Source organism: Telluria sp. LT2P34, assembly GCF_059685915.1.
In genome coordinates, this window is record NZ_JCASIN010000006.1 from 155,470 (window position 1) to 176,424 (window position 20,955).

At 66.7% G+C, this 20,955-nt stretch carries 18 protein-coding genes; 11 read left to right on the forward strand and 7 right to left on the reverse strand.

What is annotated here, in order from left to right; genetic code table 11:
* Window positions 1-16: 16 nt before the first annotated feature.
* Window positions 17-2,278, reverse strand: coding sequence for an ATP-binding protein (locus AC56KZ_RS16575; RefSeq protein ID WP_497163283.1), 2,262 nt, complete (start codon window positions 2,276-2,278; stop codon window positions 17-19).
* A 235-nt stretch (window positions 2,279-2,513) separates the two neighbouring features.
* Here AC56KZ_RS16575 and AC56KZ_RS16580 point away from each other — a divergent pair, with 235 nt between their 5' ends.
* The 4 genes from AC56KZ_RS16580 to AC56KZ_RS16595 all read left to right on the forward strand — a co-directional run bounded on the left by AC56KZ_RS16580 (window position 2,514) and on the right by AC56KZ_RS16595 (window position 7,676).
* Window positions 2,514-4,421 carry a hybrid sensor histidine kinase/response regulator gene (locus AC56KZ_RS16580; RefSeq protein WP_497163284.1) on the forward strand — a complete coding sequence of 636 codons (1,908 nt, stop codon included), beginning with the start codon at window positions 2,514-2,516 and terminating at the stop codon, window positions 4,419-4,421.
* Between the two features lie 13 nt (window positions 4,422-4,434).
* Window positions 4,435-5,397: a pyridoxal-phosphate dependent enzyme gene (locus AC56KZ_RS16585; protein WP_497163285.1), complete on the forward strand. Its 963-nt coding sequence runs from the start codon at window positions 4,435-4,437 to the stop codon at window positions 5,395-5,397.
* Window positions 5,394-7,016 carry a TonB C-terminal domain-containing protein gene (locus AC56KZ_RS16590; RefSeq protein ID WP_497163286.1) on the forward strand — a complete coding sequence of 541 codons (1,623 nt, stop codon included), beginning with the start codon at window positions 5,394-5,396 and terminating at the stop codon, window positions 7,014-7,016. Before AC56KZ_RS16585 ends, AC56KZ_RS16590 begins: the two co-directional genes overlap by 4 nt.
* Window positions 7,017-7,250: 234 nt before the next feature.
* Window positions 7,251-7,676, forward strand: a complete 426-nt coding sequence (locus AC56KZ_RS16595; RefSeq protein WP_497163287.1) for a hypothetical protein — start codon at window positions 7,251-7,253, stop codon at window positions 7,674-7,676.
* 57 nt (window positions 7,677-7,733) lie between these two features.
* Here the strand turns inward: AC56KZ_RS16595 and AC56KZ_RS16600 are convergent, their stop codons facing one another.
* Entirely contained in the window at window positions 7,734-8,906 is a 1,173-nt protein-coding gene (locus tag AC56KZ_RS16600; RefSeq protein WP_497163288.1) for an esterase/lipase family protein, read from the reverse strand.
* Between the two features lie 136 nt (window positions 8,907-9,042).
* Entirely contained in the window at window positions 9,043-10,305 is a 1,263-nt protein-coding gene (locus AC56KZ_RS16605) for a dienelactone hydrolase family protein (protein WP_497163289.1), read from the reverse strand.
* 337 nt (window positions 10,306-10,642) lie between these two features.
* Here AC56KZ_RS16605 and AC56KZ_RS16610 point away from each other — a divergent pair, with 337 nt between their 5' ends.
* The 3 genes from AC56KZ_RS16610 to AC56KZ_RS16620 all read left to right on the forward strand — a co-directional run bounded on the left by AC56KZ_RS16610 (window position 10,643) and on the right by AC56KZ_RS16620 (window position 14,966).
* The gene (locus AC56KZ_RS16610) at window positions 10,643-11,251 is read left to right on the forward strand and encodes a tRNA-uridine aminocarboxypropyltransferase (RefSeq protein ID WP_497163290.1); all 609 of its coding nucleotides are present in this window, start codon (window positions 10,643-10,645) and stop codon (window positions 11,249-11,251) included.
* Between the two features lie 91 nt (window positions 11,252-11,342).
* Entirely contained in the window at window positions 11,343-12,467 is a 1,125-nt protein-coding gene (locus tag AC56KZ_RS16615) for a PA0069 family radical SAM protein (RefSeq protein WP_497163291.1), read from the forward strand.
* A 207-nt stretch (window positions 12,468-12,674) separates the two neighbouring features.
* The gene (locus AC56KZ_RS16620; protein WP_497163292.1) at window positions 12,675-14,966 is read left to right on the forward strand and encodes a hybrid sensor histidine kinase/response regulator; all 2,292 of its coding nucleotides are present in this window, start codon (window positions 12,675-12,677) and stop codon (window positions 14,964-14,966) included.
* A gap of 8 nt (window positions 14,967-14,974) precedes the next feature.
* On the opposite strand, the gene AC56KZ_RS16625 is transcribed toward AC56KZ_RS16620, so the two are convergent.
* The 3 genes from AC56KZ_RS16625 to AC56KZ_RS16635 form a co-directional block, all read right to left on the reverse strand.
* Complete coding sequence (locus tag AC56KZ_RS16625; protein ID WP_497163293.1) at window positions 14,975-15,223, reverse strand: hypothetical protein; 249 nt, start codon at window positions 15,221-15,223, stop codon at window positions 14,975-14,977.
* A gap of 292 nt (window positions 15,224-15,515) precedes the next feature.
* On the reverse strand, window positions 15,516-16,082 hold the full coding sequence (locus AC56KZ_RS16630) for a gamma-glutamylcyclotransferase (RefSeq protein ID WP_497163294.1): 567 nt from the start codon (window positions 16,080-16,082) through the stop codon (window positions 15,516-15,518).
* Between the two features lie 9 nt (window positions 16,083-16,091).
* The gene (locus tag AC56KZ_RS16635) at window positions 16,092-17,003 is read right to left on the reverse strand and encodes a LysR family transcriptional regulator (RefSeq protein WP_497163295.1); all 912 of its coding nucleotides are present in this window, start codon (window positions 17,001-17,003) and stop codon (window positions 16,092-16,094) included.
* 111 nt (window positions 17,004-17,114) lie between these two features.
* On the opposite strand from AC56KZ_RS16635, the gene AC56KZ_RS16640 reads away from it, so the two are divergent.
* The 3 genes from AC56KZ_RS16640 to AC56KZ_RS16650 are packed head-to-tail and all read left to right on the forward strand — an operon-like array spanning window position 17,115 to window position 19,479.
* The gene (locus AC56KZ_RS16640) at window positions 17,115-18,140 is read left to right on the forward strand and encodes a fumarylacetoacetate hydrolase family protein (RefSeq protein ID WP_497163296.1); all 1,026 of its coding nucleotides are present in this window, start codon (window positions 17,115-17,117) and stop codon (window positions 18,138-18,140) included.
* Window positions 18,137-18,781, forward strand: a complete 645-nt coding sequence (maiA, locus tag AC56KZ_RS16645; protein ID WP_497163297.1) for a maleylacetoacetate isomerase — start codon at window positions 18,137-18,139, stop codon at window positions 18,779-18,781. Before AC56KZ_RS16640 ends, maiA begins: the two co-directional genes overlap by 4 nt.
* On the forward strand, window positions 18,778-19,479 hold the full coding sequence (locus tag AC56KZ_RS16650) for a hypothetical protein (RefSeq protein WP_497163298.1): 702 nt from the start codon (window positions 18,778-18,780) through the stop codon (window positions 19,477-19,479). The genes maiA and AC56KZ_RS16650 overlap by 4 nt, the downstream gene beginning before the upstream one ends.
* Window positions 19,480-19,504: 25 nt before the next feature.
* On the opposite strand, the gene AC56KZ_RS16655 is transcribed toward AC56KZ_RS16650, so the two are convergent.
* Complete coding sequence (locus AC56KZ_RS16655) at window positions 19,505-19,945, reverse strand: CBS domain-containing protein (RefSeq protein ID WP_497163299.1); 441 nt, start codon at window positions 19,943-19,945, stop codon at window positions 19,505-19,507.
* Between the two features lie 148 nt (window positions 19,946-20,093).
* Here AC56KZ_RS16655 and AC56KZ_RS16660 point away from each other — a divergent pair, with 148 nt between their 5' ends.
* Window positions 20,094-20,864, forward strand: a complete 771-nt coding sequence (locus tag AC56KZ_RS16660; protein WP_497163300.1) for a uracil-DNA glycosylase family protein — start codon at window positions 20,094-20,096, stop codon at window positions 20,862-20,864.
* Window positions 20,865-20,955 lie beyond the last annotated feature (91 nt).

The window sequence follows — 20,955 nt, forward strand, 5'->3', positions numbered from 1 at the left end:
GACTGTTCCTGGCCCGTTAAAAGGCGAGTTTTCGGGGAATACTGAAAGAGAAGGTGGCGCCCTGGCCCTGGACTGACTCGGCCCAGGTGCGTCCGCCATGGCGCTCGACGATGCGGCGCACGTTGGCAAGACCAATGCCGGTGCCCTGGAAGTCTTCCATCCGGTGCAGGCGCTGGAACACGCCGAAGAGCTTGTGGACGTAATCCATGTTGAAGCCGGCGCCGTTGTCGGCGATATGGAAGATGGTGTCCTGCCCGCCCTGCTCGGACCACACGCGAATCCTTGCGGGGTCGACCTGGCCGGTGAACTTGACGGCATTCGAGAGCAGGTTCTGCACGGCCAGGTGCAGGAAAGTCGGGTCGGCCTTGATGCGTGGCAGCGGCGCGATGTCCCACTCGATGTTGCGCCCGGCGGTGTCGAGCGAGAGCTTGTCGATGCACGAGGCCACCAGCCGCGACATGTCCACCTCGACCGGGCGCAGGGCGGCGCGGCCCATCTGCGAAAAGCTCAGCAGGTCGTCGACCAGCTTGCCGGCCAGGTGCGCGGACTCCTTGATGTTGGTGAGGAAGCGCTGGCGCATGGTGGTGTCTTCGCTGCCGGCCGATTCAAGCAGCAGGTCGGAAAAGCCGACGATGTGGCGCAGCGGCGCGCGCAGGTCGTGCGAGACCGAATACGAAAACGCTTCGAGCTCCTTGTTGGCCCGCCCCAGCTCTTCGGCCAGGCCGGCCATCTGTTCCGCGCGCTCCAGCGCAATGCCGAGCAGGGCAGAGCGGAACTCGGCGGTCAGTTCGATCTCGGCCGCGTGCCATGGCAGGCTCACGCCGTGGATGGTCTCGCGCCAGGTGGCGAACGAGGTGCGCGGGCTCAGCTGCGTGGGCAGGCCAGCGGGCGTCATCGCTTCCTTTTCGTGGGGGTTGCCGGCCCACTCGATGGTATGCACCACCTCGGGGCGGAACCACAGCAGGTAATGCCTGTGGACGCGCGAGATCGACATCGCCAGCACGCCGCTGGCGTTGCGCGTGATGGCCTCGCCGGCCGGATACAGGTTTGACAACCCGTCGGTATGGAACACCTCGCCGCCATGGCCCTGCAGCTCGAGCCAGGACACGAGCGCCTCGATGGCCGGCACCTCGGGCGTGTCGCCGTAGGCCAGCACGCGCTCGTCGGCGACGATGGCGACCCCGCCGGCGCGGGCGAAGCGCAGCAACTCGGGGAAGACCGAGCCCATGTTGTCGATGATGTCGGCGCCCTTGGTCAGGTTGCCCAGCATCGCGACCATCATGCGCCGCACCTCGAGCCGGAATTGCAGGTCGCCGGCATCTTCGCGCGACTCGATGCACAGCGCCAGCACCTGGCCCAGCTGCTCGCAGGCACTGCGCTTCTCGAAAGGCAGCGGGCAGGGCGCCTCGTTGTGGCAGGAGACCAGGCCCCAGAGCCGGCCCTTGACCATCAGCGACACCGACATCGAGGCCATGGTCCCCATATTGCGCATGTATTCCAGGTGCACCGGCGAGACGCTGCGCAGGGCGGCAAACGACAGGTCGTTGCGCTGCCCGGTGACCGGATTTGCGGGCGGCACCAGCGGCGCCGGCACATAGTTCGCGTCCTGGATCAGGCGGATGCGCGACAGCGCATACAGCTCGCGCGCCTGCACCGGGATGTCCGAGGCCGGGAAGCGCTGGTTCATATAGGAGTGGTAGGCGTCTTCCTTCGACTCGGCCAGCACGTGGCCGTGGCCGTCGCGGTCGAACTGGTAGACCATCACGCGGCCGAAACCGGTCACCATGCGCACATGGTGCGCCGCCAGCGCGGCGATCGATTCGACCGTCTGGGTCTGGTCGATCTTCAGGAGGAAGTCGCCGAGTTGCGCGTACAGGTGGCGGAAGTCGGGCGGGCCGGCGCGCTCCACGGGCTCGAACTCGAGGATGAGGAGGCCATCCCACAGGTGGCCGAGCACGTCGAAGCGGCGGCCGTCGGCGCTGGCGACGGTGTCGATGTACTGCGGACGCTCGCCCAGCGGATGGGCCGCCATTTCCGCCTCGAGTTGCGCTGCCCCGGTGCTACCAAGTACGTCCGCCAGCGACAGGCCGATCGCGGCCCCCGCCCTGATGCCGGCAATGTCGCCCAGGTTGGCACTGGCCTGCAGGACGGGCGCCGCGCCGCCCGCTGCTTGCGACAGGGTCAGCAGGAACCCGTGCGGCTGGATGCTGCCAGGCGTGCGGATCGGTTCGCTGTCGCAACTGGACAGGTCGAGCGGTGCGGATGGAACAGGAATCATGGTGCGCAGGCGTCGAAACGGCTGGGTTTCAAAGGCGACATTTTAGCCCGAAAGCAGGCCGCCGGCGCAGTGCAAAACCGGGCCGCGCCGTCGAGAACGGATTGTCAGGTATTTGGGCCGATCGGTGCTTGACGCCTCGGGAAAGGCTTGGTGCGCATGAGAAACAGACGCGTGGTCTGCCTGGCGACTTTGGAGTTATGATGAAGTGTTATCCGCCACACGACCGCTTATTGCCATGAACTACCGCGTAGAAGCCAGACCAGAGCTGACCGAAGAACAGCGCTTCCACTACCTGATCTCGGGCATCAGCGACTATGCGATCTACATGCTCGATACCGACGGCCATGTCAGCAGCTGGAACGCCGGCGCCCAGCGCTTCAAGGGCTACAAGGCGCCGGAAATCCTGGGGCGGCATTTCTCGCAATTCTATACGCCCGAAGACCGCGAAACGAACCTGCCGGCACGCGCCCTGGCCACCGCGCTGGCCGAGGGCAAGTACGAAGCCGAAGGCTGGCGCATGCGCAAGGACGGCACCCGCTTCTGGGCCCATGTCGTGATCGACCCGATCTACGACGAACATCATTCCCTGCTCGGCTACGGCAAGATCACGCGCGACATCACGGCCAGGCACGAGGCGGAGCGGGCCTTGCGCGCCAGCGAAGAGCGCTTCCGCCTGCTGGTGCAGGGCGTCACCGACTATGCCATCTACATGCTTTCGCCCCAGGGCGAGGTCAGCAACTGGAACGTCGGCGCCGAACGCATCAAGGGCTATATGGCCGACGAAATCGTGGGCCAGCATTTCTCGCGCTTCTATACCGAGGAAGACCGGGTCGACGGCCTGCCGCGGCGTGCGCTCGCTACCGCCGAGAGCGAGGGCCGCTACGAGGCCGAAGGCTGGCGCCTGCGCAAGGACGGCACGCGCTTCTGGGCCCACGTCGTGATCGACGCCATCCGCGACGACCATGGCAACCTGATCGGCTTTGCGAAAATCACGCGCGACCTGACCGAGAAGAAGGCCGCCGCCGATGCGCTGGCCGAAGCGAATGCGGCGCTGTTCCAGTCGCAGAAGATGGAATCGATCGGCCAGCTCACCGGCGGCATCGCGCACGACTTCAACAACCTGCTGTCGGTGCTGGCCAGCGGCCTGGAGGTGATTGCCTTGAAACGCGGGGTCGGCACCGACGGCAAGACGCTCGACAGCATGCGGCGCGCCATCGACCGCGGCGCCACGCTCACCCAGCAACTGCTGGCGTTTGCGCGCCAGCAGCCGCTACAGGCCGAGACGCGCAGCGTGAACCGACTCATTTCCGGCTTTGAATCGGTGCTGCGGCGCGGCGTCAACGCTTCCATCGACTTCGCGCTGCGGCTCGACCCGCACATCCGCAACACCGTCATCGACAGTGCGCGTTTCGAGTCGGCCCTGCTGAACCTGGTGGTGAATGCGCGCGACGCCATGCCCGAAGGCGGCAGCGTGCAGATCGAAACGGCCAACGTCGACCTGGTCACCCACGAAGTGCGCGGGCTGGCGCCGGGGGCCTACGTGCGCGTGACCGTCACCGACACCGGCACCGGCATGTCGCCCGAAACCGCCATGCGCGCCTTCGAGCCGTTCTATACGACCAAGGAAGTCGGCAAGGGCACCGGCCTGGGCCTGTCGCAGGTGTACGGTTTCATCAAGCAGTCGGGCGGCGAGGTCGTGATCGGCACGGCGCCCGGCGAAGGCACGGCGATCAGCATCTTCCTGCCGGCCGCGCCGGGACAGGAGCAGGCCGACCCGCACGAGGCCAGCGAGCTGGTGCTGATCGTCGAGGACGAACCCGACCTGATGGACGTGGCCTCGGCGCTGTACATCAGCATGGGCTATGAAGTCGTGACCGCCGCCAATGCCAAGGAAGCGCTGAACCTGCTGGCCAGCCACGACATCGACATCCTGTTCACCGACATCATCATGCCCGACGGCATGAACGGCGTCGAGCTGGCTACCTTTACTCGGGAAAATTATCCGGAGGTGAAGATCATCCTCGCGTCGGGCTATCCACTGCCGGCCCTGAAGCTCGATCCCGCCAACCTGCACGACTTCGCCTTCGTGAACAAGCCCTACCGCCTGTCGGACCTGGCGCGCGCGCTGCGCACGGCGGCCTGACGGGGACGCACGAATGCAGCCCGGTACCCCCCTCTTCATCGAGACCCCCCTGATCGAGTCGCTCGCCTTTGCCTGCCGCCCGGGCCAGCGCGTCTGGCTGAAAATGGAGGCCCTGCAGCCGAGCGGCTCGTTCAAGCTGCGCGGGATCGGCCACGCCTGCGCGACGCGCGTGGCGGCCGGCGCGCGCCGCATCGTGTCCTCAAGCGGCGGCAATGCCGGGCTGGCAGCCTCCTATGCCGGCCGCCGCCTCGGTGTGCCGGTACTGGTGGTGGTGCCCGAAACGACGAGCGAACGTGCGCGCGAACTGCTCGCGCGCGAAGGCGCCGGCGTACTGGTGCACGGGCTGTCGTTCCAGGAAGCGAACGCCCACGCGCAGTCCCTGCTGGAACCCACCGACGCCTTCATCCATCCCTTCGACGATCCGCTGCTGTGGGAAGGCCATGCCGGCATGATCGACGAAGTCGCGGCCAGCGGCCTGCGGCCCGATTGCGTGGTGCTGGCGGTCGGTGGCGGCGGCTTGCTCAGCGGCGTGGTCGCCGGCCTGCGGCGCCAGGGCTGGAACGAGGTGCCGGTGATCGCCGTCGAGACGCTGGGGGCGGATTCATACGCGCAGTCGCTGGCGGCCGGCGAACGCATCGAACTGCCCGGCATCGCCAGCATCGCCACCTCGCTCGGCGCGCGCAAGGTATCGGACCACGCGTTTGCACTGGCCGGCGAACATCCGATCACCTCGAGCGTCGTCAGCGATGCCGAGGCGGTCGCGGCTTGCCTGCGCTTCATGGACGACCACCGCATCGTGGTCGAGCCTGCCTGCGGCGCGGCGCTGGCGCTGGGGTATGAGGCCGGCGAGCGCCTCGGCGGCTTCGACAATGTGCTGGCGATCGTCTGCGGCGGCGCGACCGCGACTGTGGCGCAGTTGCAGGCCTGGGATGCCCAGCTGCGGCAACTGCCATTGCATAAAGGCCCCGGCTCTTGAGCGCCGCCGCGTATTTTCAGCGTGCGCCTTCGCGCCTGCACACCGCGCTACTGGTTTCCTTGCTGGCGCACGGCCTGCTGTTGAGCGTGAGCCTGGGCGGACATTCGTTCGGCTTGCCGGGGCTGAACCTGCCCTGGAAAGAAAGGCGTCTTGGCGCTGACGACCTGAACATCGTGCTGGCGCCGGCGCCAATGCCAGTGCCAGCGCCAGCCCTGACGGCTCCGCCTGCGACCCGCGCCACGCCGGTCGTCGCCGCCCGCCGCCAGCAAGACACCGGACCGTCGAGCGGCTTCCGGACGGCGCCGCCACCTGAGCCCGCGCCCGCGCCTGCCCCGGTCGCCGCGCCTCCACCCGTCGCCGCGCCAGTACCGGCGCCCGCGCCAGTGGCTGCGCCGGCTCCTCCCCCAGCGCCGGCGCCCGCATCCCCACCGGCGCCGGCCGTGACGGCGCCTGCGCCGCCTGTGCTGGCCCCTGATGCATTGGTGCCGGGCGCGCCCGGGGATACCGTGGCGAAGCAGCGGGCGCAGATCGAGCAGGAACAGGCGGCGAGGGCGCTCGAGAAAATCATGCTCGAACGCGAGGCGCAGAGCGCGGAACGCCTGCGTCAGGCGGAATTGATGGCACAAGCGCAGGAAGCGACGCGGCAGGAGCAAGTGCGCCAGGAAGCCGCGCGCGCCGAGCTGGCGCAGCGAGAAGCCGCAGAGCGGCAGGCCGCCCAGCGCGACGCTGCACAGAAGGAGGCTGCACGCCTGGAACAGGCGCGGCAGGCGCAGGACGACGCCGCCCGCCAGGAACTCGCACGCGCCGAAACGGTACGCCAGGATCAGGCACGTCAGGATCAGGCACGTCAGGCCCAGCTCGAGGCGAGCCGCCAGGAGGCGCAGCGTGCCGAGGCCGCGCGGCTGGACGCAGCCCGCAGGGAAGCAAGCCAACGTGAAGCGGCGCAGCGGGATGCCGCCCAGCGCGAAGTGGCGCAACGAGAAGCCGCGCAGCGGGAAGCTGCGCAACGCGAATCGGCTCAGCGCGAAGCGGCCCAGCGCGATGCCGCCCAGCGCGAATCGGCGCGCCAGGCGCAGCAGGAAGCAGCCCGCCAGGAAGCAGCCCGCCAGGAAGCAGCGCGCAGGGATGCAGCCAACCAGGAAGCAGAGCGGCAGGCGGCGGCAAAACAGGAAACGGCCCGACAGGAAGCCGCCCAGCGTGAGGAGCGGCTGCGCGCCATCGGCAGGCAACTCGACAAGGAAGCGGCGCAGCAACCCACGGCCAGCACCCTGCGCCGCGGCTGGCTGTTCGGCCGCGCCGATCCGAACGCCGACCTGGTCCTGTACGCGCAGGCCATGAGCCGCAAGATCGAACTGAACATGACCTTCGACACGGTGCGCGAAGCGGTGAAACAGGCGCACACGGCGCCGATCGTGACGATGGCGATCCGGGCCGACGGCTCGGTGGAAAAGGTGAGCTTCGTTGTGTCGAGCGGCGTGCCGGCGATCGACGAAGCGGTGCGCAAGGTGATCGCCAGCCAGGCCCCGTATGGCGCCTTCCCCCCGGCGCTGGCGCGCCAGTACGATGTCATCGAAATTCGCCGCACCTGGATCTTCGACATGGCGATCCGCCTGCAATAGGCTGCCGGCGCGCCCTCATTGCGCGTCGTTCTGACTCCGGGCGAATTGAGATTGTTTCGTGATGCACCGCCGGCGGCCCTTGTGACCCGGTGGCGCCGCCCTAGACTGAGTTATCCGCCATGCACGCCGCCTGTCCCGCGCAGCGCCGGCATTGCGGCAGCCCGGCGGCCGCGCATTGCGCAGGTCAGGCTTGACGCCGGCCGCTGGCCTTTCCCGCTTTGTGAAGGAATGATCATGCGCCCCTCAACCCTGCTGTTTCCCGCCTGCGCGCTGCTGCTGGCCTCCAGCGCGGCCGCCCAGACCATGCCCACTCGCCAGGCCGAAGATCCATCGATGTCGACCGTCCAGGTGACGGCCGCTGCCGGAACGGTCCGGATCAGGGATTTCCAGGCTGAAAAAATCGGCGGATCGTATGCCATGTCGAACGGCTGGCACCTGCGCGTGCGTACCGGCACGCGTCACATCGACGCCAGTATCGACAACGCGCAACCATTGCGCCTGCTGTCGGTCGCTCCCTACAAGTTCGCCTCGCCAGACGGCACGGTTGCCATGGAGTTCAACCGCGGCAGCGAGGGCGAGGACATGTTGATGAGCTATGTACCCGGCGCTGGCCTGGCCCAGGTCGTGCTGACCAGTTCCACGACGCTGGCACAGCGCTGACAGCGCAGGCAGAAACGTCAAGCGCCGGAGCCTGGCGTTTCTGCGCGCATCGGCGCGCTACAGCGCAAACAGGATGTCGCTGATGCGGTCGTAAATCGGATTGGCGGACGGCCCCTTGTTCGGCCAGTTCAGGACGTCGAAGTGGTCGTAGCCGCGGTAATTCCCGAGGAAATTCCAGGCGCCCCTGACCGGGGTGCCGTCGAAGTCGCGCACCGGATGCCCATGCGGTGCGCGCATGCTGGCCGTGTTGACGACGCCGTCGTTGGCGAACCATTCGCTGTCGATGCGCACGCGGCCAGGCGCATTCTGGGTGTAGCCGCCGATGCCGTGCTGGAACATCGACGGTAGGATCCATTCGCCGGCATAGGCCTTGTAATAGGCGAACATGTCGGCGCGCGGATACTGGTAGCGCGCGCTCTGGATCGGGGCGATGGCCCGGTCGGTGCCGTTGCAGCACCAGGCGCCGGCCTCGGTCGCCAGCGTGCCGACCGAAAAATAATAGACATGCGGCGAAGTGCGCGCCCAGGCGTTGAAGCTGCGCGCGCCGTCGGGCGCCATTTCCCAGTTGCGCAGGTCGTGCTCGAGCCAGTCGCGCAGGGGCGAACTCAGCTGGGGCAGGATGTCGAGCACGGCGTCGCGCAGGGTGGTGCCGTTGTGCGGGCTGGAAATGGTGGTGGCGCTGCGCACCCAGCCGACCTTGCCGCCGCGGTACAAGTCGCCATCGCCTTCGCCGGGCGCGCCGTGTTCCAGCAGTTCGATCAGGGCCCGGATGGTCGTCCCGCCCTGGCTGTGGCCGATCATGTGCAGCGGGCGGCGCGCGTCCCAGGCCGGATACAGCGCAAGCGGGTGGCCGAGCGGGTTGCTGGCCGGGTCGGCGGCCCAGCATTTGATCTCCCCAGACGCATGGCTGAGCCCATAGTCGACGCAGCCGCCCTTGATCTGCGCATACAGTTCGGCGGCGCGCTCGCGGTTGGTGGCGATCGAGCCGACGGTGGCGGTGAAGACGGTGCGCGGGCCCTTGTAGAGCTGCAAGTGGGTGGCGATATTGGCATAGCCGCCCCAGTACAGGAAGCCGCTGCGCGGAAACTGGTCGGGACCGAAGCCGAGAAAGCCGTGCACCAGCAGGATGGGATCGTTGTTGGCGGCGCGCGCGGAGGTCGGCCACAGTGCCGGCAGCAGCGCCAGCAGCAGCGCAAGCATGGCGCTCAGGATCCGTAGCGGCTGCGGCATGAAGAACACTCCGAGGGGTGGCGGGCTTCTTATTGTCGGAGCGCAGGCCTGCTTCGGGTTTGCGCAATGTCGGATATACGCGTAAAACACGCCGTCAGCGCACTAGAATGGTGCGCTGACGGCTTGACGTATCGAATTAGTGTGCCTTGGAAGCCGCAGGCGCCGCCGGCACGGTGCTGCCGACCGCACCCGGGGCGTTCGCATCCGCCGGCGCCGCGATCGAGGCGGTCATGCTGGCCTTCTCGGCGGCATCGATGCGGCTGCCGTTCCAGACCACGTAATCGTCGATCGAATACAGCTTGCACGGCTCGCTGCTCTTGGCCGAGCAGGTGGCCAGCGCCCGCGCTTCGGGCGCTTCGCCTTCCTCGGCCCAGGTCCAGGCGCCGCTGGGCGAGACCGCGAAGGCGCGCGGCGTCATCTTGGTCAGGTAATCGGCGTAGGCGAGGCGGCCGTTTTCCGACAGGAAGGGCACCGCGTCGACGTCCTCGAGGAGCGCGAACTCGGTACGCGGCGGCGTCGGCGGCGCCGGCACCGTGTGCAGGACGGCGGTCGGCATGCCGATGCTGTTCAGAAATTGCATGGTGTCGGCCAGCCAGACTTTCTCGCCGTCGCGGCTGGCGAGCATGCCGTGGGCGTCGCGCTTGAACGAAGGGAATTCGACCAGGCGCGCGCGGCCGCCGGCCTGCTGGTAGGCCTCGAGCAGGCGGTTCGCCAGGTCCGGGCCGAAGAGCGAATCGTTCTCGCCGTACATCCACAGGCTCGGAATACGGCTCTTGGCGCCATACTCGGCAAAGGCCGACACCAGCGCCGAGCGCCAGGCACAGCGGTCGCTGTCGTCGCGCAGGCCGCCGGCAAAATTGATCAGGCCCCTGACGCCCGCCAGTTCCTGGGTGCCGAGCGCCATCGTCGCCAGGCCGCCATACGACTGGCCGGCCACCACCACATGCCCGGCATCGACCCATCGCTGGGTGCGTGCGTACTCCAGCGTCGAGCGGATGTCGTCGGCTTGCAGGTAGCCATTCGCGGTCATGTTGCAGCCACGGTCGCGGTAGCGGCCGGTCGAGTTGGCGAAACCCTGGCGCATCGGCACCATCACCGCATACCCGCGCTTCACGAAGGCGCTGGCCATGTGATAGAAGCGGTCGCGCGACTGCGAACTCGGGCGGCCCGGATCCTTGCCGTGGTTGATGATGAGCAGCGGGAAGGGCCCCGGCCCGTTCGGCTGGAACACGGTCGTCTCGAGCATCGCCTGGCCCTCGGCCGCCGGAACCTGGACGATGCGTTCGTTCATCCGGTGGTCGAGCTGCAGCTCTTGCTCGATGGCGACACGGGGCAGCATGGCCAGGCTGGCCAGCAGGGCGGCGAAACAGGTGCGGAGCGTTGGGCGAACTCTAAACATGGGAGACTCTGGAGTGCCTGCCGGCCAATTGGCCAACTGCGACAGAATTGCTGCATGGAATAATTTATTCTAGGCACGTATAAACCGCAGAGCAATATCCGAATCGGCAACTCCCCAAGTTAATTTTCGCGTGTGGTCAAGATGCTTATTCACATCGATAAGGAACAGGCGCCGACGCCTCGTCGAGCCCGCTTTTCCTGTTTTTGAAGCGACAATATTGGTGGAAGGGCAAGGCGGAAAACGCGTGGTATTGTCGAGACAGCTCGGGCGGCTGCGAGGGCAGGGCGCGACGGGAAAAAACCGGCTGCTACAATCGCGCCTTTCCCTGCCTTCCCCGATGACGCTTTTCCCGACTCCCCGCCGCGCCACCTGCGCCGCCTGCCTGCGCGCGCAGTCGGCCTGCATCTGCCGCTGGGTGAGGCCGGTGCGGCTTGATGCGGCCTTGTTGATCCTGCAGCACCCGCTCGAGGTCGCCAATGCGAAGAACAGCGCGCGCCTGCTGCACCTGTGCGTGGCGGGCAGCGTGCTGGCGGTGGGAGAAGCGTTCGATCCGGCGGCGCTGGAGACCCTGCTGCATGCGGACGGCCGTGTCCCCGTGCTGCTCTACCCGGAAGACGCCGATGCGCCGGCTGCACCGTGCTTGCCGCCTTCCACCGGCTTGCGCCTCGTCGTGCTTGATGCAACGTGGCGCAAAAGTCGCAAGATGCTGTATCTGAATCCCGCGCTGCAGCGCTTGCCCCGCCTCGCCCTGCGCGACATGCCGCCCTCGACCTACCGCATCCGCAAGGCGCATGCCCCCGACCAGCTCTCCACTCTCGAGGCAAGCGCCCATGCGCTGGGGCAAATCGAGGGCGATGTGGCGCGCTTGCGGCCCCTGTTCGAGGCCTTCGACGGATTCGTGGACGAGCAGGCCGCACGCGTGCCGCGCTTGAATTCGCCGGAATAGGCGCGTACACTACTGTATAAATATACAGTACAGGTGCGCCATGGATCAGCTACAGCGAACAATTGACCGGGAATACAGTGCCGGGCAGCCGATGTTGCCGCCGCGTCCGCTCGCCGCGCGCAAGGGCCGCGGCGCGGTGTCGAACATCCAGGGCCGCCATGAAGTGCACGGGCGCGAAGGCTTCGACGACGGTTGGAGCGTGGACGCGGGTCTGGACACGCCCGCCTTCAAGACCCAGGTCAGCGACGAATTCGCAAAAAGCATCCTGTCGCGCAACGCCTCGCCCGACATTCCGTTCAAGGTGTCGCTCAATCCCTACCGGGGCTGCGAGCACGGCTGCATTTATTGTTTCGCGCGCCCGAGCCACAGCTATCTCGGCCTCTCGCCCGGGCTCGACTTCGAAAGCCGCCTGTTCGCCAAGGTCAACGCGGCCGAACTGCTGCGGCGCGAACTGGCGCACCCGTCGTACAAGCCCGAGCACATCGCCATCGGCGTCAATACCGACGCCTACCAGCCCTGCGAGCGCGAGTACCGCCTGACGCGCCAGGTGCTCGAGGTATTGAGCGAATGCCAGCACCCGGTCGGCATGATCACCAAGTCCTCGCTGATCGAGCGCGACATCGACCTGCTCGCGCCCATGGCAGCCAAACGCCAGGCCTGCGCGGCGATCACGCTGACCACGCTCGACTCCGACATCTCGCGCACCCTCGAGCCGCGCGCCGCCGCGCCGGCCCGGCGTCTGCGCACCATCCGCACCCTGACCGACGCCGGCATCCCGGTCAGCGTCAGCGTGGCGCCGATCATCCCGTTCGTTACCGAACCGGAAATCGAACGCATCCTGGAGGCGGCGCGCGACGCCGGCGCCGTCAGCGCCCATTACTCGGTGCTGCGCCTGCCCTTCGAAGTCAACCCGCTGTTCCAGGAGTGGCTGGAAACCCATTTCCCGGAACGGGCGGCGCGGGTCATGAACCGGGTGCGCGAAATGCGCGGCGGCAAAGACTACGACAGCGATTTTGCGAAACGCATGCACGGGGAGGGCGTCTGGGCCGACCTGATCCGCCAGCGCTTCCATAAAACCGTCGAGAAGCTTGGCCTGGGCCGGCTGGAAGGCCGTTTCGAGCGGCTCGATACGACGCAGTTCCGGCGCCGGCTGGTGGTGCCGGCGGCGCTAGGGAAGAAGAGCGCGAAGGGGGCGGGGCAGCTGGCTTTGTTCTGAAGGCGGGCGCTTCGTTGGCAGCTCGTGGCTGGCGTTTCTCGTAAATCTTGAGGGAAAGGTACAATTAGTCGCGATTGCCCGGCATTACCGCCGGCGTCAGCGCGCAATTCAGTTTGAAAAACCGTCACGATGCCCCTTTCCCCGCACCTGCCTGCCATTGAATCCGACAGCGGCGCTGCTTCCCGGCCTTCCCTTGAAGGAGGCAGGATGCGCTCTCTCATCGAAAACCACGACTGGGCGGCGACGCCGCTCGGCCCGATGGCGGGTTGGCCCGCTAGCCTGAAGACGATCGTCAGCCTGATGCTCGATTCGGCCCAGGCGATGGTGGTCTGGTGGGGCAGCGACCTGCGCCAGATCTATAACGACGCCTACGCGCCACGGCTTGAAACCAGGGGGCGCCGCTCCGCGCTCGGGCAGCCGGCGCGCGAGGACTGGGAACTCAGCTGGGCGGCGATCGGCCCGCAGGTGGAGCTGGTGCTGGCCGGGCAACCCTCGACGGGCTATGAGGATTTTCCGGTCGATATCGGCCGCAACGGGCGCGTCGAAGAAACCTACTGGACTTACTCGTTCACGCCCACCCGGGACGACGCCGGCACCATCCGCGGAGTGCTGGTGATCTCGACCGAGACCACCGCACGCGTGCTCGCCGCCCGGCGCCAGGAGACCCTGAATTTGCTGCGCCAGCTGACCGCGGGCGTCGATTCCGACGCAGCGCTGGCTGCTGCGCTGGCGTCGGCGGTGCACGCCAATCCGCACGACTTGCCTGGCGCCGCCCTCGCGCCGCTGCCCTTGAAAGCGGGCGCCGCCCCGGGATCGGAAACAGCCACGCGGATGCAGATTGCCGCGCACGAGGTCGGTGTCGATGTCGACCTCGCCGTCGCCTACGAGCTGTCGCCGAAGCTGCCGCTGGACGGCGCTTACCGCCTGTTCCTGGAACAATGCACGCTGCTGGTCGCGGCGGCGCGCCACCGCATCGACAGCGAAGCGCGCCGCCTGATCGTCGAGGCCGAACGTGACCGGCTGCTGCTCGACGCTCCCGTGGGCGCCGCCGTGATGGTCGGCGAGGACCTTGAGTATCACCTGGTCAATGCGATCTACGCGATGGTCAGCGGACGCACGGCCGAGGCGATGGTCGGCAAGCCTTTCGTCGAGGTGTTTCCCGAACTGCGCGGCTCGCCCGTCCATGAAAAATTCAAGGAAACCTACCGCGCCGGCGAACCGTTCATCTCGCTGCCGACCCTGGTCCAGATCCATCGCAACGGCGGCGCCCTCGACGACCGTTACTTCACCTATAACCTGTCGCCTCTGCGCACCCTGGAGGGCAAGGTCTACGGGCTGATGGTGATTGCCGTCGATATCACCGTGCAGGTCGAGGCGCGCGACCAGGTCGAACGGCTGAACACGGAACTGCGGGCGGCGGCCAGCGCCAAGGATGAGTTCCTGGCGCTGCTGGGGCATGAGCTGCGCAATCCGCTGGCGCCGATCGTCACCGCGCTGGAACTGATGCGCATGCGCGACAGCTCCACCGAGCGCGAGCAGGTCGTGATCCGGCGCCAGGTCAGTCACCTGACGCGCCTGGTGGACGATTTGCTGGATGTGTCGCGCATCACCCGCGGCAAGGTGGAATTGCGCAAGGAACGTGTCGAGGTCGGCGAGGTCGTCAAGCGGGCGGTGGAAATGGTCGCACCCCTGATCGAACAGAAACGGCAACGCCTCCAGGTCGAGGTCGATTCCGTGCAGTGGTACGGCGACCCGGCCCGGCTGGCGCAGATCGTGTCGAACCTGCTGACCAATGCCATGCGCTACAGCCCGCCGGACGCCGCCATGTCGCTGCAAGCCGTCGCCGTCGATGGCGAACTCGTGATCGAGGTCGCCGACGAGGGTGTGGGCATCGCCGCCGAACTATTGCCGCGCATCTTCGAGCCCTTCGTGCAGGGCGAGCGCACGCTGCACGGCGCTGTCGGCGGCCTGGGGGTGGGCCTGGCGCTGGTCAAGAACCTGGTGGCGATGCACGGCGGGCAAGTCACCGCGCACAGCGCCGGCCCCGGACAGGGCAGTACGTTTACGGTGCGTTTGCCGCTCGACCTGGCAGCGGCGGCAGCGCCTGGCCCCATCGCGGCCAGTCCGGCGGCGCAAGGACGCCGCCACAGCATCCTGGTGGTGGACGACAATATCGATGCCGCCGATATGCTCGCCGAGATGCTGCGCGCGCACGGGCACGCGGTGGCGATCGCCTACAGCCCGGAAACGGCGCTGGAGCTCTCCGCGCGCCAGGCCTTCGACCTTGCCATCCTCGATATCGGCCTGCCGGGAATGGATGGCTACGAGCTGGCCGATGCCATGCGCGGCACTGCCGGCGAGGCCGGCTTGCGCACGCGACGTTGCATCGCCCTGACCGGCTTCGGACAGGCGCTCGACAGGGAACGCAGCGCGGCGGCGGGCTTCGAGGCCCATCTGGTCAAACCTGTCGACCCGGGCGTGCTCGTCGCCCTGATCTAGCAAACGCCTTACTGCCCCAGGCAAATCACCTTGGTCGCGTATTCGTGCGCATTGCTCTTCTTGTTGCTTGCCCAGTCGATCACCTCCTGGGCCTGGGTCACCGTCATGATCGTCGCCTTTTCCTTGTTCTTGATAAAGGAAACGCCTTCGAACTTGCCCTCCTTGCTGCGCATGACCTTGGCAAAGACGGGTGGCTTCTTGTCGCCGTCGGCGATCTTGTTCTGCTGCACGAGGTAACGCTGGTCGTTGTTTTCCATTTGAACGCTCTGAAAGTGGGATGCAGGCGCTATTTTACGTGGCCGCGGCGCTGACGAGGCCCGCCAGGGTACAAGCCGACACGGCGATGAGCGGATACAGCAGCCAGCGGCCGCAACGGACGCGGCGCCGTTCGATTCTCGGTTTCATTTTTTCCTCCAGTCCAGTTGTGCGCTCCGTCAACATGGCGTTTGGAAAAAGCTGTTAAGCAAGGAGCGCTCCCATCCAGCTTAGGAGAACGCATGCGGCCGCTTACTGGCGCGGATCAAGGACCATGCGCCCCTTGCGAACCTCTTATCCCGGCAGTTGTCGGAGCTGCCGCTCGATCTCGAACACGTGCGCATCGGGTTTGCCGAGTGCGCGCAGCGCTTGCGCCAGCGCCAGCAGGTATTCGCTGTTCGGCCCGCTCGGGCCGCGCGCGGCGGCGATCTGGCGCGCGATCGCCGCGGCGTCCGCCGGGCCGAGGAAGGCCGCGTTCTCGCTGGTGGCGATGTAGACCAGGCCCTCCGCGCTGCTGCCGTCGTCGAAAAGGATGTCCGTCGCCAGGCGCAGGTAGCCGTTTTTTTCGCGGTGGTCGAGGTGGGCGAATTCCTCGGGCGTGACCAGGTAGGCCATGCCGTGGCAGAGTGCGTTATCGTCGGGAATCAGCGTGACCACGCGTCCCGGCGCCGTTTCGGTGCCGCGGTGGTCGTGCGAACCTTGCCAGAAGCGGCGGCTCCAGCCGGCGATCGCCGCCGGGCGCCGCTCGATGAAGGGGAAATCGGCCTTGAAGATGAGGGAGCCGTAACCGAACAGCCAGACCTGCGCGTGGCCGTCGAAGGTGTTCATGCGCCGGTTCAGCGCGATGGTGTTGTGGGACATGGGGAGATTCTAGCGCTGCGCCAGGCTGCGTTTCGCTTCCACGTAGGGAAACAGGAAGTCGATGAAACTCTCGGCCGCCGGCGACAGCGAACGTCCGGCGCGCGTGTAGACGAAAAAGCGGCGTGTCAGCACCGGCTCTTCGAGCGTGCGCATTCGCAAGCGGTAGAGCTGGGCCAGCGGTTCGGCATAGGGCAGGCAGACCGTAATGCCGAGCCCGGCGCTGACCATCGCCAGGGCGGTGGTCATGAAGGCCACCTCGTTCGCCGGCTTCAAGGGCACGTCGCGCAGCAGGGCATGCATGTCGGCCAGCAGGCGCTCGGTAAATTGTCCCTGCAGGGCGATGAAGGGGTAAGGCCCGATGTCCTGCCAGGTCACGCGTTCGGCCGCCTCGAGGGGATGCCCTTCGGGGATCACCAGCGCGAAAGGCAGCTCGAACAGTTCGCGCGCCTGGAGTTGCGGCATCGGGTCGCGTTCCGGGCCGATGCCGATGTCCGATTCGCCCGACAGCACGCGCGCAATCACGTTTTCCACCGGGCTGTCGGCAACGCGCACCTCGATCTCCGGATGCTGCCCGCGGTAGGCGGCCATCGCCTCGGGCACCAGCGTGCAGCACATCAGTTGCGGGGCGGCGATGCGCACAATGCCTTTTCGGAGCTGCGTATGGTCCGCGACGTTCGCCAGCGCACCGTCGAGATCATCGATCATCTGGCTAAATAGCGGGTACAGTTCGCGGCCGATGTCGGTGAGCGTGATGCGGCGCGTCGAGCGGTCGACAACGCGGGCGCCAAGTGTCTGCTCGAGTTCCTTGATCAGCCCGGACAGCGCCGACTGCGTCACGTGCATGGTCTGGGCCGCCAGCGTGAAATTGCCGGTTTTGGCGAGCGCGACGAAGGCCCGCATCTGGCGCAAGGTGGGATTCATAAGACAATCCGATAAATCGGCCTGAAAATATTGTTTGTATGATAGTACGATTTGCTCTTTAATGGCGGCAAGGACGCATTTGCGACAACCAGAAGAGACCAAGGAAACGCCATGAAACTCGCTTCACTCAAGACCGGCGGCCGCGACGGCACGCTGGTCGTCGTCAGCCGCGACCTCGTCACCTGCCAGGCGGTCCCGAAGATCGCGCGCACGCTGCAGTGCGCGCTCGATGACTGGGACGAGCTGGCGCCCAGGCTCGAAGCCGTTTATGCCCGCCTGAACGCCGGCACCGCCGATGCGGCCGAGTCCTTCATCGAGCTCGAATGCCATTCGCCGCTGCCGCGCGCTTATCAGTGGGCCGATGGCTCGGCCTATATCAACCACGTCGAACTGGTGCGCAAGGCGCGCGGCGCCGAGGTGCCGGCCTCGTTCTATGCCGACCCGCTGATGTACCAGGGCGGCTCCGACCGCTTCATCGGTCCCTGCGACCCGATCGCGGTGCTGAGCGAGGACTGGGGCGTCGACCTGGAGGCCGAGGTGGCGGTCGTCACCGGGGACGTGCCGATGGGCGCCGCTCCTGAACAGGCGGCGCAGGCGATTCGCCTCGTCATGCTGGTCAACGATGTGTCCTTGCGCAACCTGATCCCGAACGAACTGGCCAAGGGCTTCGGCTTCTTCCAGTCCAAGCCCGCCAGCGCGTTTTCGCCGGTGGCCGTGACGCCTGACGAACTCGGCGACGCCTGGGTCGACTCGCGCCTGCGCCTGCCGATCCTGGTGACCATCAACGACGAGCCCTTCGGCAAACCGAACGCGGGCGAGGACATGACCTTCAATTTCGCGCAGCTGGTGGCGCACGCCGCCGCCACCCGCGAGCTCGGCGCCGGCGCCATCATCGGCTCCGGTACAGTGTCCAACAAGCAGGGGAGCCTGCACGGTTCGAGCATCGCCAACGGCGGGGTCGGCTATTGCTGCCTGGCCGAGCTGCGCATGTATGAAACCATCGAACACGGCGCCCCGAAAACGCCATTCCTTCGCTTTGGCGACAGCGTGCGCATCGAGATGCTCGATCCTGACGGCGCCAGCATCTTCGGCGCCATCGACCACGAAGTAGCGCATTATCACGGGAGGAAAGAATGAAGCTTTATACATATTTCCGCAGCTCTGCTGCCTACCGCGTGAGGATCGCCCTGAACCTGAAGGGCCTGGCCTACGATGCGCTGCCCGTGCACCTGCTGAAGGGCGGCGGCGAACAGCGCCAGGAAGAGTATCTCCAGATCAATCCGAGCGGACTGGTGCCGGCCTTCCAGGACGACCGCATCACGCTGACCCAGTCGATGGCGATCATCGAATACCTCGACGAGCGCTTCCCGGCCGTGCCGCTGCTGCCGCAGGACGTCGCCGGCCGCGCCCGGGTGCGCGAACTGGCCCAGATCATCGCCTGCGACATCCACCCGCTGAATAACCTGCGCGTGCTGCGCCACCTGGTGCACGAACTGAAACTGGACGAGGAAGCGAAGAACGACTGGATCCGCCACTGGATCCGCGAAGGCCTGGCCTCGCTCGAGGCGCACCTGGCGCGCGATCCGGCCGCCGGCCCCTTCTGCCACGGCGTTGCCCCGACCATGGCCGACTGCTTCCTGGTGCCGCAGGTGTTCAACGCCCAGCGCTACGACATCGATATCTCGGAGTATCCGAACATCGCGCGCATCAGTGCGCTCTGCATCGACATGCCGGCGTTTGTGGCGGCGCACCCGTCGACCCAGCCGGACGCCGAATGAGCCGCTTCCCTGCCGCTGTTGCCGCAGCCTGCATGGCGCTGTCGGTCCAGGCCCATGCCCAAGGCCAGGCGCAGCCCGATCCGCTGTGGCAAAAAGCCGTCGCCCAGGCCGGCCAGATGAAGAAATGGGCGCCGGCCGAGGTGCAGCTGCTGGCCGAAGGCACCGGCGATGGCAAACTCGAGCGCACGCGCGTGCGCCAGCGCCTGACCGGCTGGGAGGGCGGCAATCCGGTGTACGAGACGATCCAGATCGAACCGCCGCTTGCTGCCGGCGAAAAACCCGGTAAAAGCGAGTTCGACATGAAGGGCATCGGCGAAGCCACCGAGAGCCTGTTGCGACTCGACGCGAAGGTCCTGCGCCGGGATCGGCAGCCCTTGCACGGCAAATCGTGGACGCTGTTCGAGGTGGAGCAGTCGAAGGGACCGATGGATGTCAAGGTGCGCTTGTGGGTAGACCCGGCCACGGGCGTGGCGCACCAGATGGAGTCGACGATGCACGGCGCGATGATGATGGACATGCGCCTGCTGACCGCTTACCGGCCGCACCCGCAGGCCGGCAGCCTGCCGTCGCGTTTCGATTTCCAGATGAAGGTGCTGGTGCCCTTCGTGGACGCCAGCGTGAAGATCGCCAGCGACATGGAGCGCTGGGTGCCGCGGCCGGCAAGCGCCGGGCAGGGCAAGGCTGCGCCGGCGCGGTAAACCGCGCGGCGCCATAGTACGGGGGTTACTGCTGGGTGGAGCGGTCCGGCTCGGACGGCGACGAGATCTGGTCGAGCGTGCGGTCGACGTCGGCCGAGTGGCGGGTGGCAACGTCGCCGAGCGACACGATGCCGATGACTTTGCCCGCATCGTCGACCACCGGCACGCGGCGGATCTGCACGTCGGCCATCTGGTCGAGCACGTCCTGGACGCTCTGGTCAACGGTGCAGGTACGCACATCGGTGCTCATCACGTCGGTCACCTTGGTCGAGCATGGGTCCTGGCCGACGGCGGTCGAACGCACGGTGATGTCGCGGTCGGTGATCATGCCGATGAGCTTGTCGCCATCGAGCACGGGAATTGCGCCGACGTTCAGGTCGTCCATCAATTGGGCGGCGCGCTGGATGGTGTCTTGCGGCGAAACGGTTTGCACATCGCTCGTCATCACTTCCTGGATTGTTGGCATTTGCTGGCTTCCTTGTCGATTGGTTAATGGAACAGACCCCCATCATGCACTGAACCGGCGTTTCGGTCCGCGAGATTGCTGGACGGCATTGTTTTGTCGACATGGGGCGCCGCAAAGGTACAATCCGGTTTTTTTCGCGACGACCGCCATGACCAATTCGACTGTTCCGGATTCCTTCCTGGAAATGCTGGCCCTGGCCGATCCCTCCTGGCGCCCGCACCTGGTGCGCGCTCTGGAAGCGGTCGCCGCCGCCGACCCGGCCTACCTGCCGGCGCTCGCCCTGGACAATTACCTGCCGACCGAAGGCCGCCTGTTCGCCGCCTTCGCCCAGCCACTGGAGCGGGTGCGTTACGTGCTGGTGGGGGAGGGGCCCTACCCGCGTGCCGAGAGTGCGACCGGGGTCTGCTTCATGGATGGCGCCGTGGGCGCGCTGTGGAGCGAGGCCGGGCTGTCGAAACCGGTGAACCGGGCGACCTCGCTGCGCAACTTCATGAAGATGCTGCTGGTGGCCGATGGCCGGTTGCAGCCCGGCGCCACCGGCGGCGCGGCGCTGGCGCCGGTGGCGGCCAGCGCCGGCAAACACGGCTTGATCGGCACGCTTGCCCAGTTGCAGGAGAATCTGGTAGCCGAGGGTTTCCTGCTGCTGAACGCGGCGCTGGTGTTTCGCAAGCACGTCGCGCCGGCCATTGATGCGCGCGCCTGGCTGCCTTTCCTGCAAACGGTGCTGGCGGTGCTGGCCGAACGCGATGCCGCGCCGACGTTGGTCCTGTGGGGCAAGATCGCCGAGCAGCTGGCCCGCCTGCCGGAAACGGCGCGTTTTCCGCGCGAAGTGGCCGAGCATCCCTACAACCTGTCCTTCATCGCCCACCCGGGAATGATCAAGCTGTTCGGGCCGATGCGCCTCTTGCAGGCACAGTAAAACTTTCCCCTTGGGGACGCCCCTTGAGGACCCCGCGGTTTTGGGGCCCTCCAAGACAAGGTCCGCCGTTTTTGCTATACTTGACTAAATC

Bases quoted from the DNA above. Each gene is read 5' to 3' on its own strand.
- AC56KZ_RS16575 (WP_497163283.1), bottom strand. From the start codon at position 2,278: ATGATTCCTGTTCCATCCGCACCGCTCGACCTGTCCAGTTGCGACAGC.
- AC56KZ_RS16580 (WP_497163284.1), top strand. From the start codon at position 2,514: ATGAACTACCGCGTAGAAGCCAGACCAGAGCTGACCGAAGAACAGCGC.
- AC56KZ_RS16585 (WP_497163285.1), top strand. From the start codon at position 4,435: ATGCAGCCCGGTACCCCCCTCTTCATCGAGACCCCCCTGATCGAGTCG.
- AC56KZ_RS16595 (WP_497163287.1), top strand. From the start codon at position 7,251: ATGCGCCCCTCAACCCTGCTGTTTCCCGCCTGCGCGCTGCTGCTGGCC.
- AC56KZ_RS16600 (WP_497163288.1), bottom strand. From the start codon at position 8,906: ATGCCGCAGCCGCTACGGATCCTGAGCGCCATGCTTGCGCTGCTGCTG.
- AC56KZ_RS16605 (WP_497163289.1), bottom strand. From the start codon at position 10,305: ATGTTTAGAGTTCGCCCAACGCTCCGCACCTGTTTCGCCGCCCTGCTG.
- AC56KZ_RS16610 (WP_497163290.1), top strand. From the start codon at position 10,643: ATGACGCTTTTCCCGACTCCCCGCCGCGCCACCTGCGCCGCCTGCCTG.
- AC56KZ_RS16615 (WP_497163291.1), top strand. From the start codon at position 11,343: ATGTTGCCGCCGCGTCCGCTCGCCGCGCGCAAGGGCCGCGGCGCGGTG.
- AC56KZ_RS16620 (WP_497163292.1), top strand. From the start codon at position 12,675: ATGCGCTCTCTCATCGAAAACCACGACTGGGCGGCGACGCCGCTCGGC.
- AC56KZ_RS16625 (WP_497163293.1), bottom strand. From the start codon at position 15,223: ATGGAAAACAACGACCAGCGTTACCTCGTGCAGCAGAACAAGATCGCC.
- AC56KZ_RS16630 (WP_497163294.1), bottom strand. From the start codon at position 16,082: ATGTCCCACAACACCATCGCGCTGAACCGGCGCATGAACACCTTCGAC.
- AC56KZ_RS16635 (WP_497163295.1), bottom strand. From the start codon at position 17,003: ATGAATCCCACCTTGCGCCAGATGCGGGCCTTCGTCGCGCTCGCCAAA.
- AC56KZ_RS16640 (WP_497163296.1), top strand. From the start codon at position 17,115: ATGAAACTCGCTTCACTCAAGACCGGCGGCCGCGACGGCACGCTGGTC.
- maiA (WP_497163297.1), top strand. From the start codon at position 18,137: ATGAAGCTTTATACATATTTCCGCAGCTCTGCTGCCTACCGCGTGAGG.
- AC56KZ_RS16650 (WP_497163298.1), top strand. From the start codon at position 18,778: ATGAGCCGCTTCCCTGCCGCTGTTGCCGCAGCCTGCATGGCGCTGTCG.
- AC56KZ_RS16655 (WP_497163299.1), bottom strand. From the start codon at position 19,945: ATGCCAACAATCCAGGAAGTGATGACGAGCGATGTGCAAACCGTTTCG.
- AC56KZ_RS16660 (WP_497163300.1), top strand. From the start codon at position 20,094: ATGACCAATTCGACTGTTCCGGATTCCTTCCTGGAAATGCTGGCCCTG.